This is a genomic window from Hymenobacter sp. FMD4 (genome assembly GCF_058932745.1).
The window spans coordinates 204,712-216,827 of sequence record NZ_JBZYWH010000002.1 but is presented as its reverse complement, the minus strand read 5'-3'; the positions used below and the strand labels follow the sequence as shown (position 1 = coordinate 216,827).

General features: G+C 59.3%; 6 protein-coding genes. All 6 read left to right on the top strand.

Annotated elements, in window-relative coordinates; genetic code table 11:
• The first annotated feature begins 134 nt into the window (after positions 1–134).
• Entirely contained in the window at positions 135–3,545 is a 3,411-nt protein-coding gene (gene ileS, locus AC5FXY_RS02885; protein ID WP_493555121.1) for an isoleucine--tRNA ligase, read from the top strand.
• Between the two features lie 374 nt (positions 3,546–3,919).
• On the top strand, positions 3,920–4,570 hold the full coding sequence (locus AC5FXY_RS02880) for a lipoprotein signal peptidase (RefSeq protein WP_493555120.1): 651 nt from the start codon (positions 3,920–3,922) through the stop codon (positions 4,568–4,570).
• A 415-nt stretch (positions 4,571–4,985) separates the two neighbouring features.
• Positions 4,986–6,980: an ABC transporter ATP-binding protein gene (locus tag AC5FXY_RS02875; RefSeq protein WP_493555119.1), complete on the top strand. Its 1,995-nt coding sequence runs from the start codon at positions 4,986–4,988 to the stop codon at positions 6,978–6,980.
• Positions 6,981–7,443: 463 nt separating this feature from the next.
• Complete coding sequence (rnr, locus tag AC5FXY_RS02870) at positions 7,444–10,107, top strand: ribonuclease R (RefSeq protein ID WP_493555118.1); 2,664 nt, start codon at positions 7,444–7,446, stop codon at positions 10,105–10,107.
• 168 nt (positions 10,108–10,275) lie between these two features.
• Positions 10,276–11,250 (top strand): polyprenyl synthetase family protein, encoded by a 975-nt coding sequence (locus AC5FXY_RS02865; RefSeq protein ID WP_493555117.1) that lies wholly within the window; start codon positions 10,276–10,278, stop codon positions 11,248–11,250.
• Between the two features lie 161 nt (positions 11,251–11,411).
• Positions 11,412–12,050 (top strand): rhomboid family intramembrane serine protease, encoded by a 639-nt coding sequence (locus AC5FXY_RS02860; RefSeq protein ID WP_493555116.1) that lies wholly within the window; start codon positions 11,412–11,414, stop codon positions 12,048–12,050.
• Positions 12,051–12,116 lie beyond the last annotated feature (66 nt).

The window sequence follows — 12,116 nt, the reverse complement described above, 5'->3', positions numbered from 1 at the left end:
TTTTTGCCTTTCCTTTTGTTTGCTTTCGATAACCGACTTTCCTAGCGCCGCACTAGAGCTACATACCAGCATTAGTGCCCTTTCTTTTCGGAGAGGAGCTAGGAATGAGGCCTTATAAGGCACTTTTCTGACCGATGAAATACCCCGAATACAAGCAGCCCTTCGACTACGCCCAGGTGGGCAGCGACATCCTGCGTTGGTGGCAGGAAAACGGCATTTTTGAGAAGAGCGTGAGCACCCGCGAGGGCCGCGAAACGTTCGTGTTCTACGAGGGCCCGCCCTCGGCCAACGGCGCCCCGGGCATTCACCACGTGATGGCGCGCACGGTGAAGGACATTTTCTGCCGCTACCAGACGCTCAAGGGCTTCCAGGTAAACCGCAAAGGCGGCTGGGACACCCACGGCCTGCCCATCGAGCTGCAGGTAGAGAAGGAACTGGGCATCACCAAGGAAGACATCGGCAAGAAAATCACGGTAGACGAGTACAACCAGCGGTGCCGCGAGACGGTGATGCGCTTCAAGCACCAGTGGGACGAGCTGACCCAGAAAATGGGCTACTGGGTCGACCTCAACGACCCCTATATCACCTTCGAGCCGGAGTACATCGAAAGCTGCTGGGCGCTGCTTAAAAAGCTATACGACAAGGGCCTGCTCTACAAAGGCTACACGATTCAGCCGTACTCGCCGGCGGCCGGCACCGGCTTGTCCTCGCACGAGCTGAATCAGCCCGGTACCTACAAGGACGTAAAGGACACGACCATCGTGGCCGAGTTCGAAGTAAAGCAGAACGAGCATTCGGAAAAGCTGTTCGCCCTGGCCGATGGAGCCCCGGTGTACATCCTCGCCTGGACCACCACTCCCTGGACGCTGCCAGCCAATACCGGTCTGGCCGTGGGCAAGAACATCCGCTACGCCGTGGTGCGCACCTTCAATCCCTACACCCACGAGCCGCAGGTAGTGGTGCTGGCCAAGGATTTGGTAAATCGTCACTTCTCTGAAAAGGGCTCGCAGGCCGAGCTGGAAGGCTACAAAGCCGGCGACAAGGTGCTGCCTTGGCGCCAGCTAGCCGAGTTTAGCGGCGCTGACCTCGTCGGCATCCGCTACGAGCGCCTCTTCGGCCACGAAAACGGCTTCCCGGCCTTCGAAGGGGAGGAGCGGGCCTTCCGCATCATTCCCGGCGACTTCGTGACCACCGAAGACGGTACCGGCATCGTGCACATCTCGCCCACCTTCGGCGCCGATGACTTCCGTGTAGCTCAGCAAAACGACATTCCGGCCCTGCTGGTAATGGGCGACGACGGCAAGCCCGGGCCCATCGTGGATCGTACGGGCCGCTACGTGCCCCAGATGGGCGAATTCGGCGGCCGTTGGGTGAAGAACTACGACGGTCACGACGACTCCGCTGCTGACTACCGCACCCTCGACGTGGACATCAGCGTGCGGCTGAAGGAGCGCGGCCGGGCCTTCAAGGTGGAAAAATACGAGCACACCTACCCGCACTGCTGGCGCACCGACAAGCCCGTGCTCTATTACCCGCTCGACTCGTGGTTTATCAAGACCACGGCCGTGAAGGACCGCCTCATCGAGCTCAACAAAACCATCAACTGGAAGCCCGAAAGCACCGGCACCGGCCGCTTTGGCAACTGGCTGGAAAACCTCGTCGACTGGAACCTAAGCCGCTCGCGCTACTGGGGCACCCCGCTGCCAATCTGGCGCACCCAGGACGGCTCGGAGGAAATCTGCATCGGTTCGGTGGAGCAGCTTAAGCAGGAGATTGATAAGGCGGTAGCGGCCGACATCATGACCCACAACCCCTACGCCAACGGCGAGAAAGTGGACTTGCACCGGCCTTACGTCGACGACATTTTCCTCGTCTCGCCCTCCGGCCAGCCAATGTACCGCGAAACGGACCTCATCGACGTGTGGTTTGACAGCGGCGCCATGCCCTACGCACAATGGCACTACCCGCTCGAAAACGAAGGCCAGTTCCGCCGCAATTTCCCGGCTGATTTCATTGCCGAAGGCGTCGACCAAACCCGCGGCTGGTTCTTCACCTTGCACGCGCTGGGCGTGATGCTGGAGGACTCAGTGGCCTTTAAGAACGTCATTGCCAACGGCTTGGTGCTGGATAAGAACGGCAACAAGATGTCCAAGCGCCTCGGCAACGCCATCGACCCCTTCGAGACCATTGCCAAGTTCGGCCCCGACGCCACGCGCTGGTACATGATTGCCAACGCCCAGCCTTGGGACAACCTTAAGTTCGACCTCGCGGGCATCACGGAGGTGCAGCGCCGCTTCTTCGGCACGCTCTTCAACACGTACTCGTTCTACGCCCTCTACGCCAACCTCGACGAGTTTCAGGCCCGCGAGTTCGACCGCGTGCCCCTGACCGAGCTGTCGGAGCTGGACCGCTGGATCCTGAGCAAGCTCCAGTCGCTCATCCTTGAAGTGCAGGGCCATTTCGACAACTACGACCCCACCAAAGCGGCCCGCGCCATCCAGGATTTCGTCACCGACCAGCTTTCCAACTGGTACGTGCGCCTTTCGCGCCGCCGTTTCTGGAAAGGCGAGTTGACGGCCGATAAAAAAGCTGCCTTCGAAACCCTACAGCAGTGCTTGGTGGTGGTGGCGCAGCTGATGTCGCCCGTAGCGCCCTTCTTCGCTGAGTGGCTTTACAAGAACATGACCGACGGCATGCGCGCCGAGGCCATGGAGAAAAACACGCCGCTGGCCGTTGAATCGGTGCATTTGTCGTTGCTGGTTCAGGCCGAAGAAAGCCTGATCGATAAGGCGTTGGAAGAGCGTATGGATCTGGCTCAGCGCATCAGCTCGCTCACGCACTCACTGCGGAAGAAGTCGGTGCTGAAGGTGCGTCAGCCCCTGCAGCGCATCCTCGTGCCGGTGCTCACTGAGAGCACGCGGGAGCAGATTGGCAAGGTAGAAGACCTGATTTGCGCCGAGGTAAACGTGAAGCACGTCGAGTTCCTCGACGATACCAGCGGCGTACTGGTGAAGTCGGTGAAGCCCAACTTCAAGGTGCTGGGCAAGAAATTCGGGGCGAATCTGAAGGTGGTAGCGGCCCGCATCCAGGCCATGACCGACGACGAAATCAGCCATCTGGAAAAGGAAGGCGGGCTATCCGTAACCGCTGGCGAGCTGCAAGTCACGCTCACGCCCGAGGACGTGGAAATCCGCACCGAGGACCTGCCCGGCTGGCTCGTGGCCACCGACGGCCCGCTCACCGTAGCCCTCGACGTGACCCTGACCGACGAGCTGCGCCACGAAGGCGTGGCCCGCGAGTTGGTAAATCGCCTACAAAACCTGCGCAAAGATTTGGGACTGCAAGTGCAAGATAAAGTTCATGTTCTACTCTATGCTAACCAGCCTGAGCTAACTCAAGCTGTCGAAACCTTCGGCGACTACATCCGCACTGAAATACAAGCTTTGACATTGGAAGTTCGTGGCGAGGAGAATCCTCGTGGCACAGTGCTCGATTTTGATGATTACACGGCTGTAGCTTGGATCAAAGTCGAACAGCCAGATTGAAGCTGTGAAAAGTTTGTAAGCTGAATTCATGAACGTCATGTCGAGCTTGTCGAGACATCTCGCGTGCTGACTCCAGGTAGCTAATCTACTGTTCAACAAGAAGATTACTATCCAGCGAGATGTCTCGGCAAGCTCAACATGGCGTTCTGATTTTTTCGCGGCAGCTTCCGCTAAATTTGCTTTCCGGCACACCGGCGCACAAAACGCCGCCGGAGTAGTCTGAAACGGTTCAAAACTCACAAATCAGGCCCCGCAAGGCTAATTCTCTCGGCACAAAGCTCCACCAGAATTTGTGCTCAGTTGGTATAAGATAGGGGTGCAGTTGTATGCTACGCGCAGTGCAATTCCGTCGGAGCCGCCAAATCAGCGAATTCATGAAATACTGGAAATACTACCTGCTGGCCCTGCTGGTAATTGTCGTCGACCAACTCTCGAAGTGGGCCACGCACACCTACATGCAGCCGGGCATGCCGGGCGAAATCCCCCTGATTGGCGACTGGTTTAAGCTGCATTACACGCTGAATCCCGGCATGGCTTTCGGCGTGGAACTGCCGGCGCCTTATGGCAAAGTCATGCTTACGCTCTTCCGCTTGCTGGCTGTGACGGGCATCGCCTACTATATCTACCACTTGTGGAAAAGCCACGCCCCTAAAGGCCTTATCTGGTGCATCGCGGCTATTTTGGGCGGCGCTATCGGCAACCTTGTTGACTCCATTTTCTACGGCATCATCTACAACAACGCCCCCTTCACCGCCCCCACACCCTGGCTGCACGGGCAGGTTATCGACATGCTGTACGTCGATATCTACGAGGGCTTTTTACCTGCTTCCTGGCCGCTGGTGGGCAATATGCACCTCTCGCTCTGGCCCATTTTCAACATCGCCGACTCGGCCATTTTCATGGGCGTGGTGTTCATCCTGCTGAATCAGGGCAAATTCTTTCAGCACCACGAAGAAAAGAAGGCTGAAAATCAGCCCGAAACGAATCAGACCCGGCTTGACGCGGAGGCAACGGAGGTGGCTTAAGCAATCTTAAAAGCTGAACATAGAACAGCCCGCGCCACTCTGGTGCGGGCTGTTGTTGTTTGCGCCAGATTCTACCGTTCTTGCAACTAAGATGTAAGTGCGACCCTATCCACTTGCTGCTGCTTATGCGCCTTGAAGACGTTAAAGTTGGCGACTTTATTGAAGTAGATGGATTGGTTGGGGCTGTCATCGGTGTTGCTAATGATTGAATGTCAAGGTTGCCAGAAGGTCACTTAGCAGTTTGGTTTGGTCTTGAATCACAGCTACGCACACCCAAAGGCGGAAACGGAAGCCCAAATCTGGAGGTCTGGACAGTACCTGTTGAGCATTGCACCGCCGCAAAACCACCTATTTACCCACACTAAGACACCGTTCTACTTCCCAATTCTGCTGCTCTAAGCTCTAAATTGCCTTGATGAAACTGCCCCTTCTCGACGTCCGCGACCTGACCATCGACTTTGCCTCCCAGTACGGCCTTACTCGGGCCGTGGAAGGCGTGTCGTTTCAGCTGCACGCCGGCGAGACGGTGGCCATCGTGGGCGAATCGGGTTCGGGCAAGTCGGTGACGTCACTGGCCATGCTGGGGCTGATTCCGATGCCGCCGGGCCGGCTGAGTGGGGGAGAAGCGCGCTTTCAATCGGAGGCCCTGGGCGGCGAGGTAGATCTGCTGCGCCTCTCCGAGCCAGAACTGCAGCGCGTGCGGGGCAACGAAATTTCGTTCATCTTCCAGGAGCCGATGACTTCGCTTAACCCCGTGCACACCTGCGGGGCGCAAGTGGTGGAAGCTTTGCTGCTGCACACTTCGCTGAGCAAGCAGCAGGCGGCGGCTCGCACCATCGAGCTATTCACCGAAGCCCAGCTGCCGCGGCCGGAGAAAATATTCAAGGCCTACCCCCACGAAATCAGCGGCGGCCAGAAGCAGCGCGTGATGATTGCCATGGCCATGGCCTGCCAGCCCGCCATTCTCATTGCCGATGAGCCCACCACCGCCCTCGACGTGACGGTGCAGGCCCGCATCCTGCAGCTCATTGACGACCTGCGCCGGCAACGCAACACCGCCGTGCTTTTCATCACCCACGACCTTGGCGTGGTAGCCGAAATAGCCGACCGCATCCTGGTGATGTACCGAGGCAAGGTGGTGGAGCAGGGCAAGGTGCTCGACATTTTTACCAATCCGCAGCATCCCTACACCAAAGGCCTGTTGGCTTGCCGACCAAAATTATCGTTAGGCCAAAAAAGATTGCCGACGGTAGCCGATTTCATGCGCCAAGACGCCGCTGGTGACTTTTTTAGCACTGGAGCGGTTTCGCTGCAAAGCCCTGCTAACGAAGACGCTGTCTTGGTCGGTGCAAACTCTCAGAATGAGACTGAGACGGCCAAATTGTTTCCCGTGGAACATCCTGATGTTCCACAGTCGGCCGATGCTTTGGTAGGCTTTGAAACGGCCCCACTGATGGAAACCGGCGTGCCTATGCCCAGTGCTGCCGTACCACCGGTTTCGACTGCGCCCACCGAAGTCGCCGCTGCCGATGTGCGGCCTGATGCCGGGCCGGGAGCCGCGGTTGCTGGCACTGCGGGAGAGGTGTTGCTCAGGGTGCAGGACCTGCACGTGCATTTTCCCATCCGTAAAGGATTTTTCAGCCGCGCTACTGAGGTAGTGCGCGCCGTGGACGGTGTAAGCTTCGATATTCGCCGTGGCGAAACGGTGGGCTTGGTAGGAGAGTCGGGCTGCGGCAAGACCACCCTTGGCCGCACGCTGTTGCGGATGGTGGAACCAACGTCGGGCAAAATTCTGTTCGATGGGGATGACTGGGCGAAGCTGCCAACCGGGGAGCTGCGCCGTCGCCGTCGCGACTTTCAGATGGTATTTCAGGATCCTTACGCCGCCCTGAATCCTATGTTGACCGTGGGCGAAGCCATTCTGGAGCCGATGCGCGTGCACAATGTGGGCGGTACGCGTCAGCAACAGAAAGCCCGCGTGCTGGAACTGCTGCGCACCGTGGGGCTGAAGGAAGAGCATTATCTGCGCTACCCCCACGAGTTCAGCGGTGGCCAGCGCCAGCGCATTTGCATTGCGCGGGCTTTGGCCCTGCAGCCGAAGTGCATCATTTGCGACGAATCCGTGTCAGCGCTGGACGTCTCGGTGCAGGCGCAGGTACTCAACCTGCTCAACGACCTGAAGCGCGACTTTGGCATTACTTACCTGTTTATCACCCACGACTTGTCGGTGGCCCGCTTCATGTCGGACCGCTTGCTGGTGATGAACGCGGGCAAAATTGTGGAGCAGGGCCCAGCGGCCGAGCTGTACACGAATCCGCAGCATGAATACACCAAGCGCCTGCTTTCGGCCATTCCGAAGGACACGCCCGAAGACATCCGCGCCGCCGTGGCCCGGCGAGAACTGGCGTAGCACGAACTTCATTCTGCGTTTGCTAGAACAATATCATCGCACGGTTGACGCCATGAGGCTGTTCGGTTGATAGACGTGGACTGAAGTCCACGCTAGAGTATTACAGCCTTTCTAAGCCTATCTATTTATTCAACATTATGTCCCGCACGCCCTTAACCCCAAGCGCAGCGTATAACGCCTAAAAATCACCAAAACCAACTACTCTCTACTCCGCGTATCATCCCCGCCAAAGCGCAGCTTCACGTTAAATATTCAGAAGTTCTGTTCTTTCGCACAACTTAAGTCGGTCGGTACTCGAACACTAGACCACAAATCAGCGCTTGGCTGTAACCAAAACCAGCTAAAACGCATATTTACTCCCGCAGGCCCGCCCCAAACGTGGTGCGTACCGGCCTGCTTTTTTCAGCTAATTCGCCGCCCGTCAGAGATACCCAAAAGCAGCCCGGCGGCGACCCTTTTCAATATGAGAAGAAACAACGACTCGGATGCCCCGCGCCCTAAGCGCGACCCGGCCCGCCGCCGTGACGAAGCCGCCTCGTCGGCCGTCATCAACAAGACGCAAGTCTTCCGCATTTTCGCCGACAACCCCGGCAAAGTTTTTAATTACCGCCAGCTGGCGCGCCGTCTTGGCGTGGTAGAGAAAGAGCAGCGCGAAAGCCTGTTCGAGGCCCTGAAGGGACTCAAGAAAAGCGGGCATATCGCCCTGCTCCAAAACGACGACTACCGCCTTGTGGAAATTCCCGGCCGCGCCCAACAGGAGCGGCCCGACCACGACGTGCCTGCCAAAGACCGCGGCCCGCGCCGCCCCCGCGGTGGTACCGAGGCCGGTCCCGGCGACGCCGCTACCGGCTACCAGCCTCGCAACCGTCGTCCGCTGGAAAACCCCGCCGAGGAGCTGGAGGCCAACGGCCCCATCGTGCACCGACGCCGCACACCCGGCTTCGATATGCCCGGCACCACCGACCGCAGCCACCGCCCCGGTTCGTACCGCGAGCGGCGCGAGTCGGGCTATAAGGCTGGCCCTACCATCACGGGTACGGTAGACCTGGCCAACGCTAAGTTTGCCTTCATCGTGAGCGAGGAGCTGGAAGAGGACCTGCGCATCTTCACCGACCGCCTGGCCTTTGCCATGGACGGCGACACCGTGCGCGTACGCCTCGGCCAGAACCGCGACGGGAAGCCGACCGGCGACGTGGTGGAAATCCTGGAGCGGGTGAAGGAAGAAGTAGTAGGCCGCATTCAGATGCAGGCCGGCTTCGGCTTCGTGCAGCCCGATTATAAGAAGCTCTACTTTGATGTGTTCGTGCCGCCGCACGCGCTGGGCGAAGCGCAGAACGGCGACAAGGTGCTCGTGAAGATTACCGAGTGGCCCACCGAGGCCGGCCGCCAGCCCGTGGGCGAGGTGGTGCGCACCTTTGGGCCCGCCGGCGAGCATGAGGCCGAGATTAACGCCATCATGGCCGAGTACGGTCTGCCCTTCGAATTCCCGGAGGAAGTAGAAGCCGAGGCCGACGCCATTCCGGCGGCCATCACGCCGGCAGAAATCAGCAAGCGCCGCGACTTCCGTGACATCACCACCTTTACCATCGACCCCGTCGACGCGAAGGACTTCGATGATGCCCTGTCGCTGCGGACGCTGGAGAACGGGCACTACGAAATCGGGGTGCACATCGCCGACGTGACGCACTACGTGCAGCCCGGCACCCGCCTGGAAAAGGAAGCCAAGCACCGCGCTACCTCGGTGTACTTGGTGGACCGTACCATTCCGATGCTACCCGAGCGCCTCTCCAACGGACTCTGCTCGCTACGCCCCAACGAGGATAAGCTGACCTTCTCGGCCGTGTTTGAGCTCGACGAGAATGGCAAGCTCTACGACGCATGGTACGGCCGCACCGTGATTCACTCCGACCGCCGCTTCACTTACGAGGAGGCACAGGAGCGCATCGAATCCGGTGAGGGCGACTACGCCGAGGAAGTAAACCTGCTCAACCGGATTGCCAAGCGCCTGCAGGCCGAGCGTTTCCGCAAAGGTGCCATCAGCTTTGAGGCGCCGGAAGTGAAGTTCAAGCTCGACGAGAAGGGCAAGCCAGTGGGCGTGTTCGTGAAGGAGCGCAAGGACGCGCACAAGCTGATCGAGGAATTCATGCTGCTGGCCAACCGCAAGGTGGCCGAGTTCGTGTTCCGCCTGAAGCCGCGCAAGCCGCGCCTCACCATGGTGTACCGCACCCACGATGCGCCCGACCCCGACCGCCTGGAGAACTTCGCGCAGTTTGCCCGCCAGTTTGGCCACTCGCTCAACTTCGGTGAAAACACCAACGTCAGCAAGGAGCTCAACAAGCTCACCGCCGAGGTGGAAGGCAAGCCCGAGCAATCGGTGATTCAGGCCCTGGCCGTGCGCGCCATGTCCAAGGCCATCTACACCACCGAGCCGCTGGGCCACTTTGGTCTGGCTTTCGACCACTATTCGCACTTCACTTCGCCCATCCGCCGGTACCCCGACATGATGGCGCATCGCCTGCTGGAGGACTACCTGCACGGCGCCAAGAGTGCCGATGCCGTGGCCTTGGAAGCCGATTGCAAGCACTCCTCGGAGCGTGAGAAGCGGGCTGCTCAGGCCGAGCGTGCCAGCATCAAGTACAAGCAGGTGGAGTTCATGGCCGAGCACGTGGGCGAGCAGTTCACGGGCGTGGTCTCGGGCCTTACCGAGTTTGGAATGTACGTGGAGATGGGCGAAACCAAGAGCGAAGGCATGATCCGCCTCTCCAGCATTCCGGAGGATTACTTCGACTTCGACAAGGACAATATGCGCCTGATCGGCCAGCGCACCGGCCGTATCATCAAGTTTGGTGACCCGGTGCAGGTGGTCATCAAAGCCGCCAACTTGCTCGACCGTACCATCGACTTGGAACTGGTAACCGACGCGCTCGGCAACAATCAGCGCCGCGCCGGCCGCAGCAAGTCCGATGGCTACGCCGCCCGCGACGAGCGCGGCGGCAGCCGGGGTCGCTCGGGCTCAGGTGGCGGCGGAGGCAGCCGTTCCGGCGGTAAGTCGGGCGGCAGCCGGGCGCCCAAAGCCGGTGGCGGCTCGGGCGGTGGCAAGAAAGGCCGCAGCCGCTTCCACAGCTAAGCGCTGAGTTGAAATTTGAACGGCCCCGTTGGCACTGCCAGCGGGGCCGTTTGCGTGTAGCGCATCGTAGCGCGGACTTGTAGAGTCCGCGCTACGATGCCCACACCCGCATGCAACCACCCGTGCCGCCTTGGCGTCGTACCTTGCAGCTGACATATAGCCGCCTCTGTGGACCTTACTGTTTTCTCCAACGCCCTCACTTCTGCCCTGGCCGAGCTGCACTACGGTGACCAGCCCCAGGAACTCTACGAGCCCATCCGCTACTCCATGAGCATGGGCGGTAAGCGCATTCGTCCCTTGCTGACCTTGCTCGGTGCCCAGCTCTTCACCGATGATTGGCAGCGCGCCACCCGGCCGGCCCTGGCCACCGAAGTCTTCCACAACTTCACCCTGCTCCACGACGACCTCATGGACCAGGCACCGCTGCGCCGCGGGCAGCCCACCGTGCATACCAAGTGGGGCCCGAACGTGGCCATCCTGTCGGGCGACGTGATGCTGGTGCGCGCTTACGAATTGCTCTTTGGCATCGAGCCTGCGCTGCTGCCCGAGGCCCTGCGCCGCTTCAGCCAGACGGCTGCCGAAGTCTGCGAAGGCCAGCAGCTGGATATGAACTTCGAGAAGGAAGCCCGCGTCAGCATCGAGCAGTACCTCGATATGATCCGCCTGAAGACGGCCGTGTTGCTGGGCTTCTGCCTGGAGCTGGGGGCCCGCCTCGGCGGCGCCAGCCAGGCCGATGCCGACCACCTCTACCGCTTCGGCGTGGACGTGGGCATTGCCTTCCAGCTCCGCGACGACCTGCTCGATGTGTACGGCGACGCTGCCACCTTCGGAAAACGTGTCGGCGGCGACATCGTATCGGATAAGAAGACCTACCTGCTGCTTACGGCTCTGGAACAGGCCAACGAAGCCCAACAAGCCACGCTACAGCAGTGGATGGGCAACGGCGCCCCTGAAACTGCCGAAGCCAAGGTGGCGGCCGTAAAAGCCGTTTACGACGAACTTAGTATTCGCCCCCGTACCGAGGCGCTTATCAACGATTACTTCCAGGATGCGCTGGCTCATCTGGACGCCGTTCAGGCCCCAGCCGAACGCAAGCAGCTGCTTCGCGGTCTGGCCTTGCAGTTGATGGAGCGCGAGAACTAGTTGCATCATCACCCATTTTCGCTAGGCGTAGCTATAATACCTCGCGGGCCGGTAGCCAGTAGGCTGCCATCCGGTACAGGGTTTGGCTGCGCCTAGTCTTTTTGCTGGCGGAATCTGTTTCGTTTCTGTTCCCTTCTCCTTAAGCCCCTAATCTTTTCCCAATGCCTTTCCCGATTGACCTTGTCCTGATTCTGGTAGTCCTAACCGCCGGCATTTCCATCTATGCCTGGTCAAACCAGTCGCTCATGGAGCGTTGGATCTTTAGTCCCCACCGTGTGAGCAAGCACGGCGAGTGGTACCGCTTCCTCACGTCCGGCTTCCTGCACGCCGATCTGATGCACCTTTTCTTCAACATGTTTGCCTTCTTCTCCTTTGGCCAACTCGTGTTGGAGCGGTTCAGCGTAGAGTTTGGCGACCTATACGGCACGCTGGTGTTCTTGCTGCTCTACATCGGCGGCATCATCGTATCGGATATTCCCACCTTCTTCCGTCACCGTCGCGATGCCCGCTACGGCAGCCTCGGGGCTTCGGGTGGGGTAGCTTCGGTCATCTTTGCGGCCGTGCTGTTCTATCCTGTTACGGGCGGTATTTTCATCTTCCCTATTCCTGTTCCGATCAAGCCATTCATTTTCGGCTTCCTCTACCTCGCTTATTCCTATTACCAAGGTCGCCGCTCCGGCGACAACATCAACCACGACGCCCACTTTTATGGCGCCCTTTACGGAGTAGTGCTTACCATGCTCATGCGACCAGAAGCTGGGATTGAATTCTGGCGACAGATTTCAGATAAGTATCTGTAAATCAAATCTTTGGGTGGATATATATACTTGTTATATATCCATTGCTGGGTGCTTTCGTAAAGAGAG

Excerpts from the sequence above, each read along its gene's own strand:
- AC5FXY_RS02860 (WP_493555116.1), top strand. The coding sequence starts at position 11,412 with ATGCCTTTCCCGATTGACCTTGTCCTGATTCTGGTAGTCCTAACCGCC.
- ileS (WP_493555121.1), top strand. The coding sequence starts at position 135 with ATGAAATACCCCGAATACAAGCAGCCCTTCGACTACGCCCAGGTGGGC.
- AC5FXY_RS02875 (WP_493555119.1), top strand. The coding sequence starts at position 4,986 with ATGAAACTGCCCCTTCTCGACGTCCGCGACCTGACCATCGACTTTGCC.
- AC5FXY_RS02880 (WP_493555120.1), top strand. The coding sequence starts at position 3,920 with ATGAAATACTGGAAATACTACCTGCTGGCCCTGCTGGTAATTGTCGTC.
- rnr (WP_493555118.1), top strand. The coding sequence starts at position 7,444 with ATGAGAAGAAACAACGACTCGGATGCCCCGCGCCCTAAGCGCGACCCG.